The organism is Embleya australiensis (assembly GCF_051903075.1).
GTDB lineage: Bacteria > Actinomycetota > Actinomycetes > Streptomycetales > Streptomycetaceae > Embleya.
This window is the reverse complement of the sequence record NZ_CP182422.1, coordinates 4,975,598-4,990,693: the sequence shown is the minus strand read 5'-3', so window position 1 is coordinate 4,990,693 and position 15,096 is coordinate 4,975,598. Positions and strand designations below refer to the sequence as shown.

13 protein-coding genes and 1 pseudogene are annotated in these 15,096 nt (G+C 71.3%); 8 read left to right on the top strand and 6 right to left on the bottom strand.

What is annotated here, in order from left to right; translation table 11 throughout:
* Positions 1-170: 170 nt before the first annotated feature.
* Positions 171-330: pseudogene (locus ACMXN5_RS21795) on the bottom strand (TetR/AcrR family transcriptional regulator); the annotation flags it as partial.
* Between the two features lie 4 nt (positions 331-334).
* Entirely contained in the window at positions 335-1,414 is a 1,080-nt protein-coding gene (locus ACMXN5_RS21790) for a MerR family transcriptional regulator (RefSeq protein WP_439676620.1), read from the bottom strand.
* Between the two features lie 157 nt (positions 1,415-1,571).
* On the opposite strand from ACMXN5_RS21790, the gene ACMXN5_RS21785 reads away from it, so the two are divergent.
* The 3 genes from ACMXN5_RS21785 to ACMXN5_RS21775 all read left to right on the top strand — a co-directional run bounded on the left by ACMXN5_RS21785 (position 1,572) and on the right by ACMXN5_RS21775 (position 4,271).
* On the top strand, positions 1,572-2,006 hold the full coding sequence (locus ACMXN5_RS21785) for a hypothetical protein (RefSeq protein ID WP_439676619.1): 435 nt from the start codon (positions 1,572-1,574) through the stop codon (positions 2,004-2,006).
* Positions 2,007-2,008: 2 nt separating this feature from the next.
* Positions 2,009-3,691, top strand: coding sequence for an alpha/beta hydrolase (locus ACMXN5_RS21780; protein WP_439676618.1), 1,683 nt, complete (start codon positions 2,009-2,011; stop codon positions 3,689-3,691).
* Between the two features lie 94 nt (positions 3,692-3,785).
* Entirely contained in the window at positions 3,786-4,271 is a 486-nt protein-coding gene (locus tag ACMXN5_RS21775) for a hypothetical protein (RefSeq protein ID WP_439676617.1), read from the top strand.
* A 35-nt stretch (positions 4,272-4,306) separates the two neighbouring features.
* Here ACMXN5_RS21775 and nucS read toward each other — a convergent pair whose 3' ends face one another.
* Positions 4,307-4,966, bottom strand: a complete 660-nt coding sequence (gene nucS / locus ACMXN5_RS21770; RefSeq protein WP_078975413.1) for an endonuclease NucS — start codon at positions 4,964-4,966, stop codon at positions 4,307-4,309.
* Positions 4,967-5,348: 382 nt separating this feature from the next.
* Here nucS and ACMXN5_RS21765 point away from each other — a divergent pair, with 382 nt between their 5' ends.
* The 4 genes from ACMXN5_RS21765 to ACMXN5_RS21750 all read left to right on the top strand — a co-directional run bounded on the left by ACMXN5_RS21765 (position 5,349) and on the right by ACMXN5_RS21750 (position 8,744).
* The gene (locus ACMXN5_RS21765; RefSeq protein WP_439676616.1) at positions 5,349-5,741 is read left to right on the top strand and encodes an SCO5389 family protein; all 393 of its coding nucleotides are present in this window, start codon (positions 5,349-5,351) and stop codon (positions 5,739-5,741) included.
* 150 nt (positions 5,742-5,891) lie between these two features.
* Positions 5,892-7,433, top strand: a complete 1,542-nt coding sequence (locus ACMXN5_RS21760) for a long-chain-fatty-acid--CoA ligase (protein ID WP_439676615.1) — start codon at positions 5,892-5,894, stop codon at positions 7,431-7,433.
* Entirely contained in the window at positions 7,430-8,179 is a 750-nt protein-coding gene (locus ACMXN5_RS21755) for an aldehyde dehydrogenase family protein (RefSeq protein WP_439676614.1), read from the top strand. The genes ACMXN5_RS21760 and ACMXN5_RS21755 overlap by 4 nt, the downstream gene beginning before the upstream one ends.
* 121 nt (positions 8,180-8,300) lie before the next feature.
* Positions 8,301-8,744: a hypothetical protein gene (locus ACMXN5_RS21750; RefSeq protein WP_439676613.1), complete on the top strand. Its 444-nt coding sequence runs from the start codon at positions 8,301-8,303 to the stop codon at positions 8,742-8,744.
* Here ACMXN5_RS21750 and ACMXN5_RS21745 read toward each other — a convergent pair.
* Complete coding sequence (locus ACMXN5_RS21745) at positions 8,728-9,027, bottom strand: hypothetical protein (protein WP_395787834.1); 300 nt, start codon at positions 9,025-9,027, stop codon at positions 8,728-8,730. The genes ACMXN5_RS21750 and ACMXN5_RS21745 overlap by 17 nt on opposite strands.
* Positions 9,028-9,172: 145 nt before the next feature.
* Positions 9,173-10,948: a 3-hydroxyacyl-CoA dehydrogenase family protein gene (locus tag ACMXN5_RS21740; RefSeq protein WP_439676612.1), complete on the bottom strand. Its 1,776-nt coding sequence runs from the start codon at positions 10,946-10,948 to the stop codon at positions 9,173-9,175.
* Between the two features lie 377 nt (positions 10,949-11,325).
* On the opposite strand from ACMXN5_RS21740, the gene ACMXN5_RS21735 reads away from it, so the two are divergent.
* Positions 11,326-12,345, top strand: coding sequence for an LLM class flavin-dependent oxidoreductase (locus tag ACMXN5_RS21735; RefSeq protein WP_439676611.1), 1,020 nt, complete (start codon positions 11,326-11,328; stop codon positions 12,343-12,345).
* A 42-nt stretch (positions 12,346-12,387) separates the two neighbouring features.
* Here ACMXN5_RS21735 and ACMXN5_RS21730 read toward each other — a convergent pair whose 3' ends face one another.
* Positions 12,388-14,814: a hypothetical protein gene (locus tag ACMXN5_RS21730; protein ID WP_439676610.1), complete on the bottom strand. Its 2,427-nt coding sequence runs from the start codon at positions 14,812-14,814 to the stop codon at positions 12,388-12,390.
* Positions 14,815-15,096 lie beyond the last annotated feature (282 nt).

Genomic DNA, 15,096 nt, shown 5'->3' with positions numbered 1-15,096 from the left:
GTGTAGCGGGCTCCGGTGATCCGGCCGCCCGCGAGGTCGAGCCCGGTGATCGTGTGGCCGAGCCGGAACTGCACGCCCAGTGCGGTCGGATGGGCGTACCCGGGGTCGATCCAGACCTCGTTGGTGGGCCCGGCCGGCACCCGGTCGGGGGCGCCGTCGGAGCCTCGGCACAGTTCGCCGATCTCGGGCACGGTCGACGACAGGTCGATCGCGGTGCGCATGACCGTGCCGTGCGCGTTCCACAGCTCGACCGTGCGCCGCACAGCCGACGCGACGGCCGGTCGCGGCTCGTCGTGCCGCGCGATGGCTAAGCGAGCGCTCCCACAGGTGCCCTTCAGGCGGAGCCATGCCGGTCGGGCCCGACCGGCATGGCCAGGGTGGTGAGATCACCGCGGTCGGCGGAGCGGATCGTGACGGGCTGGTCGGGTCCCCTCAGGTCGAGCATCACATCGGGGCCGATCGCGGTGCCGACGGCCGGGTAGAGGGTGGTCAGTTCGAACACGATGCGAAGGTCCCGCCCCGTCACGGCGGCCGGAATCGCGATATCCGGATGCCCGTCGCCGATCGACGGGACATCGATCCCGCGGCGGGTCACGTGCCACGTGATCCGCTCGCCGGGATGCTCCGCCAAGGCGCGCAGCAGTGCGTTCTTCCCGATCGTCAGGCGGGTGCCGGCCGCAGGCAGCGAGGCGAGCATCGACCGGTAATCCGGGAACTCCTCGGACAACAACCGGCAATGCCGGTCCTCACCGCCCGCCGGCCGTAGCCACATCCCATGCGCGGTCGCCTCGATCCGCACCAACGCGCTGCGCCGGACGGCCGCGGCGGCGGCTCGCAGATCGTCGCCCGCGACCGTCGCCGCCCACGGTGTGGTCGGCGCCTCGGCGGGCGCCAGGGTTCGTATCGAGAGGCGGTAGCGGTCGGTTGCGGTCAGAGTGATCGCCTCCCGGTTCGCCTCGACGCGCACGCCGCCGAGTACCGGCACGCCCGGCTCCCGTACGGTCGCGGTCAGGACTTGTTCGATCGCGTCGGCCAGTACCGGCCCCTTCAGGGCGGCGATCGGCACGCCGGTCGGCGCCCCCGCCAACGAGGACTTGACCACGGCGGCCTTCCGCCGCGCCGCCTCCGCATCCGCGAGCACCTTGGCGACATGCTCGTCGATCAGCCGCGACGCCTCCTCGGGTCCGGCATCGAGGACGGCGTCGACCTCGGCAAGCGGCATCGCGATCTCACGCAGTCGACGCAGCGCCGTGGCCCGCGCCACCTGGTCGGCGCTGTAGTAGCGATAGCCCGAGACGGGATCGACCTCGGCAGGGTGCAGCAACCCGGAGTCCGCATAGAACCGCAGCGCACTCGAGGTCAGACCACTGTGTCGGGCGAAGGCCCCGATCGGCATCAACTCGGTATCCGGCATCCCGACATCCTTGGGCTTCATCCGGCTCGAAGGTCAACACCGGTCGGGATCCGACGCCGGCCCGGCGATGCCGTCGAACGCTCGACCGACACACCTTCTGCTGAATTGTCAGATTTACCGGCAAATCCACACGGAAGGCGCGCGGGAGAATACCGGCATGCCCGAGCAGGAAATCGCCGACACAACCGTAAATCGAGCCCTGTCGCCGGAGTATTTTCGTACCGATCCGATGAGCGGCGCCCCGAAGAGCGGCATCATTCCGCCGGCGGAGCCCTCTCACGCCACCTTGGCGGCACCCTCGGATTCCTCCTTCCGGGTCAAAATCGAAGAGCTGGCCCCGGCCGCTGGCAGGGCGGTCTCGGTGGCCGTGGAACTGAGAAGTCTGGGCGCGGACATCAACCACGGCCCGCCGGCGGGAACACCGGGGTTCATGACCGGTTTCCAGCTGGGCGAGCTGAGCCGCGAGTGGGGCGGCGCGATCGCCCACCTCGCCGACCGGGCGCAGGCGGGGGCCGACAGGATCTACCGCACGCGAACGAAGTACGCGCAGACCGAGACGAACGTCGCCACCGACTTCACGGCGGGGTCGTAACCATGGTCGGCTTCACCGAGCTCAGGGCCGCGAACTTCGAGAGCTGGCGGGAATCCGCCCGCACCTGGAGGACCACCGCCGGCAAACTCGCCGAACTGGAGAACACATTCCGGACCGGGGTCAACGACGGTGTGGAAGCGGCCGGATGGAGGGGGCAGGCCGCCGGAACAGCCGACCGGGACCTCGAAGTGACGGTTCGACAAATCGCCGTCTCCGCAAGCCAGGCGCAGACCATCGGTATCGCGGCCGAACGTGCGGCATCCGAACTGCCCGCGATTCAGGCGATGTTCCGCGCGACCATCCAGGAGGCCGAGACCTCCGGTCTCCGGATCGCGGAAAACCCGGGCGGATACACCGTGTATGCCGTCCCGCCCGGAGCGGCCGGCAACCCCACTCCGGCGGACGCGGCACGGCAACAGAGCGCCATCGAAGGCTTCGTGGCCCGATTCGACACACTGTTGCGCCAGGCGAGCGAGGCCGACGCCAAATTCGCCGCGACACTGACCACGCTGATGCCGGCCGACGTCGCGGAAACCCGGCCGGACTCCTGGCAGAACAGCGTCGAGGACACTCGGCGCGTGGCCGGGCTCTACGGTGTGGGCCCGGTCCCGAACCTGGATCCCACGCAAACGGCGGCCTGGTGGCGCGGCCTGTCCGAGGAACAGCGAGCCCTGTACCTGGCCGCATATCCGCGCCGACTGGGCAGCATGGACGGCCTCCCGGCAGCCGTTCGCGACACGGCCAACCGCACCGCCCTGGACCAACGCCTGACCGAACTCGCCCCGGCACTGGCCGGCGGCAAATCCCCCGACCACGACAAACACGAGTGGGAAAACCTCACGAAGATCAAGAAGGTGTTGGTCGCCGGCTACGCTCGACCGCCGGGCAAGGAATTGATGCTGCTGAAGTTCGGGGACAAATTCCTCGACGGCCAGGTGATCATGTCCGTCGGCGATCCGGACAAGGAAAAGCACGTCGTTGTGCTGGTCCCCGGGACCGGCGCCACGGTGGCCGACAATCTCGCGGGCGGGATCACCCGGGCGGAGCGGATCCGGGACACCGCGGTGGGTTTGACGGACGGGAAAAGCGGTGTGGCGTCGATCTTCTGGCTCGACTACGACGCACCGGAGAAAGAGGGGATCGGCAGCATGGCCGGATGGGCGCGCTCCGAAGAAGGGGCCCCGCGACTGGACTCCTTCGTCGGTGGAGTCCGCGCCCAGGGCAACGATCATCACATCACGGTCATCGGCCACAGTTACGGAACCGCACTCGTCGGCGACGCGGCGAAGACCGGTGGACTGGCGGCCGACGACATCGTGGCCCTGGGCAGTCCCGGAATACACGTCAAACGCGCCGAGGACCTGAAAATCGACCCGGGCCACGTGTGGGCGGACCGCTCACCGGTAAAGCTCGACGAAGACCAGGCCGTCGTCGACCTGGGAAGCGCAAAACACGGCACCGACAAGGAGCCGAGCCTATTCGACATGGTCGCCGACGCCTTCATCGGCAGCGACGACCGGGTCGGCCCGACGGACGAGGCATTCGGCGGGAAGCTCCTGCAAGGCGATGCCGACGGCCACAGCGGATACTGGGATACCGGCGGCGAAAGCCTGCTCAACCAGGGCAAGATCGTGACGGGTATGTACAACGATCCGAATCCGCTGAACCGACCACACGTCAAGTAGGGCGCGCATCGTGATCGCACGCCGTCTGGCCGGCATATTCACGGCCTTGTCTGCGGTGTTGGTATTGAGTCCGGCTTCGGGGTGTGGAGATTCCGTGAACAGGCAGGAAGTCAAGGTCCCCGAAATGTCCGAGGATCAGGCCAGAGCCACCGCCGAGGAATACACGCGGCTGGTCATCGAGGGCATCAGAGCCCGCGCCGTCGATCGTGCGCCGTCGTTCAATGTGTCCCCGTGCGGAGAGGTGATGAGCGGGAAGGATTCGATCGAGAAGACCTTCACCGTACTGCGCATCCAAAACGTCACGGTGCCGGCACGGCAGCAGGAGACGGTATTCCGGCAGGCTCGCGCCACCATCGAAGGAATGGGATTCCGAGTACGAAAATTCGAGACGGCGACGACCGCCGGAAAAGGTGCGGGCAACGTGACGGCGATGAAGCCCGCGGATGGATTCTCGATCATTTTGCAATCGACGGCATCGGCGGAGGAAGTGATGATCATGGTTGCCGGCCCGTGCCTGGCCCGACCGACGGCATCGGCGGACGGCAGCCCTCAGGAGCCGCCCGCCGATCGAACCTCATAGGCGTGACGCGCCGGCGGGCAAGGCCCCGCCCGCCGTCAGAACAACTTCAGCTTGTCGTCCTCGGTGCCCCGCAGCGCGTTGTAGTCCAGCGTCACGCACGTGATGCCCCGGTCGACCGCCAGGACCCTCGCCTGGGGCTTGATCTCCTGGGCCGCGAAGACGCCCTTGACCGGGGCGATCAGCGTGTCCCGGTTGAGGAGTTCGAGGTAGCGGGTGAGTTGTTCGACGCCGTCGATCTCGCCCCGGCGTTTGATCTCCACCGCCACGGTGGTGCCGTCCGCGTCCCGGCACAGGATGTCCACCGGGCCGATCGGGGTGGGGTATTCGCGGCGGATCAGCGTCCAGCCCGCGCCGAGCGCGTCGAGGCGGTCGGCCAGCAGTTCCTGGAGGTGCGCCTCGACGCCGTCCTTGACCAGGCCGGGGTCGATACCCAGCTCGTGCGAGGTGTCGTGGAGGACTTCCTCGATCGTGATGATCAACTTCTCGCCGCCCTTGTTGATCACCGTCCACACGCCGTCCCCTTCCTTGAGGGTGCACGGCGGACTCATCCAGTTCAGCGGCTTGTACGCGCGGTCGTCGGCGTGAATGGACACGCTCCCGTCCGACTTGACCAGAATGAGCCGAGGGGCGGACGGCAGGTGGGCGGTGAGTCGCCCGACGTAGTCCACGGAGCAACGGGCGATGACGAGACGCATGCCCCGACGCTACCGCCTCCGAAGCCCCTCCCTCGGCCATCCCCCGGCCCCGGCCGCGACCCGTGTGACGCACCTCATCGTGCCGACCTTCGACCACGTCGAACACCACGCATGACCGCCGTCGCGGACACGGCACGACGATCGAACGGGGGAGTGGCCCGCCGGGCGCGTGCCCTCGCCCGAGCCGCGTTCACCTCCGGTTCGCTCTGGAGCAATGCGTAGGCGATGACCTACGGTGAGTCCGGAGACGGTGCGGGCCGGGCGGATGCGCGTTCGGGGCGTGCCGTGGGCTATGCACGTGTGCCACCAGCCACTGCCACGTACGAGACACGACCCGAACCGCCGGGCGAACTTGCGTACGTCCCGGCCGGAAGGAGCACCGATGTCGCTCGATGTGCCTCCGAAGCTGTTGGAGCAGGCCGAACAGGGTGAGGTCGACGAGGCGGAGTTCGTCGACTGCGTGCGTGACTCGCTGCCCTACGCCTGGAATCTCGTCGCCGCCCTGGCGACACAACTGCGGGTGGACGGCGGCCCGTTCGCGGACAACCAGGTGCCGCCCGCCACCGAGTCCGAGCGTGGGCAACTGTTGCGCGCCCTGGCCTCGGACGCGATCCGCGGCTCGATGGAACGGCACTTCGGGGTCAAACTCGCGTTCCAGAACTGCCACCGGGTCGCGGTCTTCCCGATCGAGGGCCTGGACGCGGACCGGTACGCGAAGTTCACCTCGATCCGCGGCCAGTTGCTCAACCAGTCACCGACCCTGCGCGACTGCTGATCCCGCATCGGCACCCTTCGGCGGCGCGGGCGGGCCCCATGGCTCGCCCGCGCCGCCGCATTCCCACCCGGCGCCCGAGCCCGCGAACCGGCCGCCGCCTCCACCGCGCCCCGTCGGCCACCCCTCCCCTCCCCCGCGAGGAGTCGTCCCATGGGAATCACCCTGCCGCTGCACCGCTGGGCCCAGCAGACCCCCGGCCGCGAAGCCGTCGTCGACGGCGCCGCGTCGACCACGTTCCGCGACCTCCGCGAGCGGGTGGCCAGGCTCGCGGGCGCGCTGCGCGGCCTCGGCGTCGGCCCCGACGACCGGGTCGCCGTCCTCGCCCTGAACTCCGCCCGCTACCTGGAGTGCCTGACCGCCGTCCCCTGGGCCGGCGGCGTGCTGAACCCGGTCAACATCCGCTGGAGCCCGGCCGAGATCGCCTTCTCCCTCGACGACTCGCGGACCGGCGTACTGATCGTCGACGACGCCTTCGCCGCCATGGTCCCCGCCCTACAGGCGGCCTCGTCGAGTCTGCGCGTGGTGGTGCACATGGGCGATCCGCCGGCCGATTCCGGCATGCACGGCTACGAGGACCTGATCGCCGCGACCGCCCCGATTCCCGACGCGCAGCGGGGCGGCGGCGATCTGGCGGGCGTCTTCTACACCGGCGGCACCACCGGCTTCCCCAAGGGCGTGATGCTCTCCCACGACAACCTGCTCGCCTCCGCCATGGGCGGCCTGGTCGCCACCGCCGCCTACCGGATCACCCCGAACGCCCGTGTGCTGCACGCCGCCCCGCTGTTCCACATCGCCGGGTTCGGGGTGTCGCTGATGACCTCGATCCTCGGCGTCCCCCAGGTGGTACTGCCGGTCTTCGACCCCGAACGGGCCGCCGCGATCATCGCGCGGGAGCGGATCACCGAGGTCTTCCTCGCGCCGACCATGCTCCGGATGACGCTGGACCACCCGAAGTTCGCCGACCACGACCTGTCCTCGCTGCGCATGTTGACCTACGGCGCCTCGCCGATCACCAGCGCGCTCCTGGAGCAGGTCCTGGCGGCGCTGCCGGGCGTCGCCCTGGTGCAGGCGTACGGTCAGACCGAACTGTCGCCGCTGGCGACCCTGTTGCTGCCCGAGGACCACCTGGCCGGCGACCCGGCGAAGTTGCGCTCGGCGGGCCGCCCCTGCCTGCACGCCGACGTACGCGTGGTCGGACCGGACGGGAACGAGCTGCCGCGCGGCGACATCGGCGAGATCGTCTCGCGCGGGAGCCACGTGATGACGGGCTACTGGAACCGGCCCGAGGAGACCGAACAGGCCCTGCGCGACGGCTGGATGCACACCGGCGACCTCGGCTTCATGGACGCCGACGGCTACCTCACCGTGGTTGACCGACTCAAGGACATGATCGTCACCGGCGCGGAGAACGTGTACAGCGCCGAGGTGGAGAATGCCATCAACACCCATCCGGACGTGGCCTGTTGCGCGGTGATCGGACTGCCCGACCCCCGGTGGGGCGAGCGGGTGCACGCCGTCGTGGTGCCGCACCCCGGCCACGAGCTGACCGCCGAGCGGCTCCGGGCCCACGTCAAGACGCTGATCGCCGGGTACAAGGCGCCCAGGAGCGTCGAGTTCGTCGACGCGCTGCCCCTGACGGCGGCCGGCAAGGTCCGCAAGTCCGTGCTGCGCGAGGGGACGAATCAGTGGTGAATCCGACCAATGTCGCGGACGCCGCCCAGGCCGCCCTGTGGGGTGCGCTGTCCAATGCCGGGCAGACCTGTGTGGGCATCGAGCGGGTCTTCGTCGAACGCTCGATCAAGACCGAGCTCCTGGCCGAACTCCGGGCGGGGATCGCCGACTTGGTGCCGGCCGGTGAGCCCGGCACGGCCTACGGGCCGATGACCATGCCCGCCCGGGTCGAGGTGGTGCGCCGGCACATCGACGAGGCGATCGCCGGCGGCGCGACGGCCGTGATCGGCGGGGTCGGCGCGATCCGGCCGCCCTACATCGACCCGGTCGTCCTGGTGGACGCGCCCGACGACAGCGGCGCGGCCCGCGAGGAGACGTTCGGGCCGTTGATCTCGGTCCGCACGGTGGCCGACGCCGACGAGGCGATCCGACTGGCCAACGGCGCGGGTTACGGCCTGGGCGCCTCGGTGTTCGCCCGGACCGGGCGGCTCGGCCTGGAGATCGCCCGCCGGCTGCGTACGGGCATGGTGTCGGTGGACGCGGTGATCGCGTTCGCGAGCATCCCCGCGCTCCCCTTCGGCGGGGTCGGCGAAAGCGGCTTCGGCCGGATGCACGGCCCGGACGGGCTCCGCGAGTTCGCCCGCCCCCAGGCGACCACCCGGCGCCTGTTCAAGGCCCCGATCGAACCCACCTCCTTCATCCGCACCCAGGGCACGCTGAAGCTGCTCGACCGCTACGTCACCCTCCGCTTCGGCCGCGGCGGCTGAAGCCCCGACCCCCGAACACCCGACCGACCCGACCCACCCGACCGACCCGCTCGGCCCGATCACCCCGACCTCTCGAACGCACTCTCGACAAACCCTCGCCCAACCGGCACGATCGCGCGTTATGACGTTCACCCGGGGGATCGTGACGTACGCGGCCATCGCGACCTTGTTCGCCGAAGCGGTGGCCGCGGTCCTCGGCTGCGGCGTGCTCGCGCCGATCCTGGTCCTGAAGACCCTGGACGACCGCGGCACCGACAACCGCGCGCTGGTCGGCTCGGTCGGCATCGGCTTCTTCGCGCTGCTCGGCCTGGTCGTCGCGATCTGGTCGGTCTGGGCCGCGCTCAACCTGCGCGACCGACTGCGTACCGGCGCCCGCTCCCGGGCCGGCCTTGTCGGCTCGGCCGGCCTGCACGTGGCCGTCTCCGCCGCCGCGCTGCTCGTGCCGCTCGTCCTCGCGGTGACCGTACCCGCGCTCGCCCTCCTGGGCGCCGCCACCGCCGCCACCCGACCGGCCCGGGGCACCCGGATGCCCGCCGTCGACGAGGCCGCTACCGCCGCCGGGTGATTCGCCGCTGCCCTCGGCTGTTCCAGCACGGCCGGTGCCAGTGCCGACGCTCCTCGACCCGCCCGTCGGCCGACCACGCCACCACGTGCGGCACACCCGGGGCGATCTCGTGGTCGCACCCCGGACACCGATAGGTCTTGGTCGCGGCCTGCCCGCTGATCGGGCGCACCAGCCACTCCCCGTCGGCCCCCGACTCGCGCTCCTCGAAACCGAGGCCGGGGTCGCGGGGCTCGCCCCGGTCGACGAACCGGGAGCGGCTGGTTGGCTTGTTACGACGCGGCACACAAAAAGGGTACGGGTGCACGCACCGCATGCGCCCGTACCCCTCTCGTACTACTTACCTCCGCCCGGCACGCCGCCCGGCGCGGTCCGGCGCGGTCCGACCGCCGGCTCGCCCGGCGACCGCCTACCGCTCGCCTACCGCTCGTCTACCGCTTCGCGTAGTCCCGGAAGCCCCGCCCGGTCTTGCGCCCGAGATAGCCCGCCGTGACCAGGTGTTCGAGCAGCGGCACCGGCGACCAGCCCGGCTCGCGGAACTCCGCGAACAGCACCTTCTGGATGGCCAGCGAGACGTCGAGCCCGACCACGTCGAGCAGTTCGAACGGGCCCATCGGATATCCCGCGCCCAGCTTGATCGCGGTGTCGATGTCGTCGGCGCCGGCGTAGTTGGCCTGGAGCATCCGCACCGCGTCGTTCAGGTACGGGAACAGCAGCGCGTTGACGATGAAGCCCGCCCGGTCCCCACAGTCCACCGCGTGCTTGCGGGTGCGTCGACACACCTCGTGGATGGTCGCCACCACGTCGTCGGAGGTGGCCACCGTCCGCACCACCTCGACCAGCTTCATCACCGGCGCCGGGTTGAAGAAGTGCATGCCGACCACGTCGGCGGGCCGCGAGGTGGCCACCGCGCAGTCGATCACGGGCAGCGAGGAGGTGGTGGTGGCCAGGATCGCGCCGGGCTTGCAGATCTCGTCGAAGTTCTCGAACAGGGCCTGCTTGACCGACAGTTCCTCGACCACCGCCTCCACCACGAGGTCGGCGAAGGCGAGATCGTCGAGCCGGGTGGTACCGGTCACCCGGGCCAGCGCCTCGGCCTTGGCCTCCTCGGTCAGCCGACCGCGCTGGATCTGCTTGTCCAGTGAGCGCACCAGCGCCCCGCGCACCCGCTCGACCTTGTCCTCGCCGCGCGCCACATAGACCACGTCGTAGCCGGACTTGGCGAACACCTCGACGATGCCCGTGGCCATCGTCCCGGTGCCGACCACGCCCACCGCGTGCACCTCGCGCGGGGTGCCGGCGACCGCCGCGGCCCCGCCCGGCTCGGCCACCACGACCGGCGATCCGGCCTGCTCGTAGGTGTAGAAGCCGCGACCGCTCTTACGCCCGAGCAGCCCCGCGGTGCGCATCTGCTTGAGGATCGGCGCGGGCGCGTGCAGGCGATCGCGCGACTGGCGGTACATCTGCTCCAGGATCTCGTACGCCGTATCGATGCCGACCAGGTCGAGCACCGCGAGCGGACCCATCGGCAGGCCGCAGCCGAAGCGCATGGCCGCGTCGATGTCCTCGCGCGTCGCGTACTTCTGCTCGTACATCGACGCCGCGTGGTTGAGGTAGGCGAACAACAAACCGTTGGCGATGAACCCGGCCCGGTCGCCGGCCACCACCGGCGACTTGCCGAGGCGTTCGGCGAGCGCGACCACGTCGGCGAGCACGTCGGGCTCGGTGACCACGGTGCGGACCACCTCGACCAGCTTCATCACCGGCGCCGGGTTGAAGAAGTGCAGCCCGACCACGCGCGAGGAGCGGGTGGTGGCCACCGACAACTCGGTGACCGACAGTGAGGAGGTGTTGGTGGCCAGGATCGTCTCCGGGCCGCAGATCTTGTCCAGCTCGGCGAAGAGCGCCTGCTTGTGCGCCAGCTGCTCGGGTATGGCCTCCAGGACCAGGTCGGCCGAGGCCACCGAGGTCAGGTCGGTGCCGAGGGTGACCCGCTCGAAGATGTCGTGCTGCTGCGCTTCCGTGAGCTTTCCGCGCGCGGCGGCGCGGGCGGTCGACTCGGCGATCCGGGCCCGGCCGCGCGCGACGGCCTCGGCGGAGACGTCCACGCCCACGACGGTCAGTCCGGCCCGGGCCAGGACCTCGACGATGCCGGCGCCCATGGTGCCCAGGCCGACCACGCCGACCGTGCTGATGTCACGGCTCATCTGCTGTGCTCCTCGCTGCTGAAATGGCGTCTCCCGACCGGGAGTACGCCTTGGTTACTGCGAAGTAGTACCGCGGGTTTCCAGGGAGTATCGCAGTCCCTGTCGAACAGGCACAGGCCGGTGGGATGTGCCGTTCGCCTCGATCCGTCCCGAACATGCGTTCGGACATTCGACCCCATGTTCGACGGATGACGTCGTGGGCGCCGATATCCGCCCGATCGGGTAAAAAAACCATCACGCGTGAAGGATTACCTACACGCGCCTTCACGCGTTGTGTTGTCGTGTGGGCGCCCTGTCCCCCACACCACCGCCCCCGCCGGCGACGTCCGGCGGGACCGGCCGGTCGGCAGCGGCCACGACACGACGAGGAGGACGCGATGAGGGTGGGCATCTTCCTGCTGGCGGCACAGTTCGACGCGGGCGACCACGGTGCGGTGCTCACCGCCGCCATGGACGCGGGAATCGCCGCGGAGGAGGCCGGATTCGACGAGGCGTGGATCGCCGAACACCATTTCGTGCCGTATGGGTTGTGCCCGTCGGCGGTCACCTTCGCGTCCATGCTACTGGGGCGTACCCATCGGATCGGGGTGGGTACGGCGATCAGCGTCCTGTCCAACCAGCATCCGGTGGCCCTGGGCGAGCAGACCGCGCTGCTCGACCAGCTGTCCGAGGGGCGCTTCACCCTCGGCGTGGGGCGCGGCGGGCCGTGGGTGGACCTGGAGGTCTTCGGCACCGGGCTGCGGCGGCACGACGAGGCGTTCGCGGAGTCGCTGGACCTGCTGATGCGCTGGCTGACCCACCAGCGGGTGGGCGCGGAGGGCGAGCACTTCTCCTTCCGGAAGGTGCCGGTGGTGCCCCGCCCGCGCACCTACCCGCACCCTCCGGTGATCGTCGCGTGCACCTCCCGGGAGACCGCGTCGCTCGCCGCCCGGCACGGGCTGCCGATGCTCCTGGGGATGCACGCGGACGACGCGGAGAAGGCGGCGATGGTCCGCACCTACGAGTGCGCGGCGTCCGCGTGCGGGCGGGACCCGAAGGCGGTCGAGCACGCCGCGGCGGCGGTCGCCTACGTCGCGGACACCCGGCGCGAGGCGGTCGAGGTACTGCGTCACGCGATGCCCAAGTGGCTGCGCCGGGGCCTGTCGGCGCACGTGACGGTGGACGGCCGGCAGCGGCACATGCGGGACCCGGACGAGTACACCGACTTCCTGTGTCGCATCCACCCGGTCGGCGCGCCGGCCGACTGCGTCCGCCGCCTCTCCCGCACCGCCGAGCGCACCGGCATCAACCGCTTCCTGCTGTTCGCCGAGGGCGCCGGAGTGGGCGCGAGCACCCTGGAGAACGTGGCCCGCCTCGGCAAGGAGGTACTCCCCGCCCTGCGCGAGGCGGCACACTGACCCGGGTCCGGACCCGCCCACCCCGGCCGGCGCGGGTGGTGGTCAGGCCCCGACCGGCACGTTCACGTCGCCGACGGGGGACTGCGGGGTCGTCGAGGTCGGCGACGGCGCGCGCGTGGTGGTGGGTGGAGCGCTCGTCGGGGCGGGACTCGTGCTCTGTGACGCCGAGTTGGCCGGAGTCGACGAGCGCGGCGCGGTGGCCGGGGCGCTCGTGTTCGGCGCCGTCGTCTCGCGGGCCGTCGTGGCGGCCGAGGACGTCGCCCCGCTTGCCCCCGGCTTGCGGCTGCCCGTCGGGGGCGGCGGTTTGTCCCGGTCCACCCTGGGGTCGGCCTCCGGCCCCCGGTTCGGCGTGTTCGGGTCGTACGTCGCCGAGCCCGTCGAACCCACCGGATTACGCTGATCGCCCCGGTCCGGCGAGTCCGAACCCATCGCGACCACCGCCGCCAGGGTGACCACCAGGACCACCGCCGCACCGGCCGTCATCAACACGCCGCGCCGACCGATGCCACCCCGCTCGGCCCCGGTCGCGCCTTCCTGGCCGACCGCCGCGACCGCCGTGCGATCGCCGCCGGCCAGCGCCAACACCCTCCGGTCAGCGGCCAGTCCGCGTTTGTCCGAGCCGACGTCGCGCATCCGGGTGGCGGCGACCGCCTCCTCGCGCGCGCCCTCCGGATCGCCCGTGCACAACGCCAGGACCGCCAACTCGTGGCGGAACCAGGCGTGTTCCACCGCCGCCGAGGCGCCCGCCTCGCGCGCCGAGGCCAAGCCCAGCTCCAGCACCTCGCCCCAGGTGTCCCACCGCGCCGAGGCACCGAACGCGGGCGCCGACGCCCGGGCCAGCGCCCGCGCCGAACCGGCCTTGCCCAGCCGCTCGGACTCGCGCAGGCAGGCCAGGATGGTGTCCGCCTCGCGGGCGATCTCGGCCGGGGTCACCGACGGGTGGGAGACCCACCAGGTGAAGTGCTGTATGGCCGCCACCGCCCACGAGGACGGCCCGCGCACGATCGAGGCGACCGCCTCGGCGGTGCCTCCGGTGAGCCGATACCGGCCGAACTCACAGGCGGCGAGCCCGGCTTCGACCAGCTCGTCGGCGGCGCCCACCGCGTCCACCGCACCGGTCAGGGCCGGCAGGTGTACCGGGTCCGGGAGTTCGCCGTCCAGCGCGGAGGCCAGCCGCAACACCTGCTGGGCCGACGCGGACACCAGCGGCACCAGGCGCGGTACGAACTGCCGGGGTTCGCCGGGCGAGGGCAACTCGGCGGAGCCGTCGGCCGCGCCGTCGTCGAGCAGCCCGTAACGGCCGCGCTCGCGCCGCGCAAGCAGCGCCCCCGCCTGGACGAACCGCCCCGGATGACCGCCCACCTGGAACCACAGGGCGGAGGCCCAGGACAGCTCCTCGTCGTCGAGTTCGCGCCCGGCGACCCGGCGCAGCAGATCGAAGGACGCCTCCTGCGGGAGGCCGCGCAGGGTGATCTCGTGCAGCGGCGAATCCCGGCGCGCGATCGGGTCGACCTGCTCGGGCCCGGCCACCAGGAAAGCGCATTCCGGAGCGATACGCAGAAGTTCGGCGATGTCCTCCTGGCCGATGTCCAGGTCGTCGATCACCACGAGGGCGGCCACGTCGGCGAGGATCCGGGCCAGTTGCACACGTGTCGGCCGGTAGGCGGGTCCGGCGAAGCACGCGTCGTGCAGTTGCTGGAGCAGATCGTCCAGGCCGCGCCGGCGCCCGTCGAGCAGGATCACCCCGTCCGGCGCCTGGGCGGGATCGAGCGCGGCGAGCCGGCGCAGCAGCGTCGTGCGCCCGCTGGAGGCGGGTCCGCCGATCCGGACCGACGTACCGCGTTGCAGCAGCCCGGTGAGTTCGGCGATCTCGACGCCGCGACCCAGCGGTTCGGGGCCGGTCGAGGGCACCGAACCGGGCAGCCTGGACGAGCGCGGCGGCCGGGCGCCGGCGGGCACCGGCGCGACGTCGGTGCCGTCCGCGCCGCCGAAGGTCAGGAGCAGGTCGCCCGCGTACAACCGGAGCACGCCCGGCCCGGGTTCGTCGGTGCCGGCCCGGCCGCTCGGGGCCGGGTCCGACCAGTCGTCGTCGATCCGGATCGGCTCGCCCCGCCCCGAAGGCGGTTCGCCCGAACCGTCCGTCCCGAACCCGGGGGCGCTCCCAGCCGACTTCGCGGCGTCGAAGCCCGCCATGCTCCCGCCGAACCCGCCCGCGCCGTCCGTCCCGAACCCGTCGGAGCCGTCCGTCCCGAACCCGCCCGAATCGTCCGCGTCCTGCCGAGGCGCCGACGCGGCTCGCCCCGGGCGCGGCCCGAACAACTCGTCCAGATAGGCGTCGTCACCCCAGGAGTCGCTCCACGGCTCGCCCCCGGAGACCTCCCGGTCGCCGGCCGTCGGCCGCGGCGGTTCGTCCCCGAGGTGCTGCTCCCCGTCCTCTTCCGGCCGTTGCCTGCCGCCGCCGCCGTTCATGCCACTCCCTGTGCTCCCCGTCGTGGTTCCTCGACGCACCGGTGCGACCTGGGACGAGTCCGGGCACCCGGGGGCGGAAACCGGTGATCAGTGTGCCGGGCGCGGCCGGCGCACCGATACCCGGCGCCGGGTTCGTGACAAGATCGTTGAGCACCGACGCGGCGCGCACCGAGGCGGCCGAGCATGGGCATCGTGTGTCCCCGTCGTACCACGTTCCACCTTGCCACCTCCCGCCGTCGAGCGGACCGTCTCCGGGTCGACCTTCGCTCCCTCTTCACAACA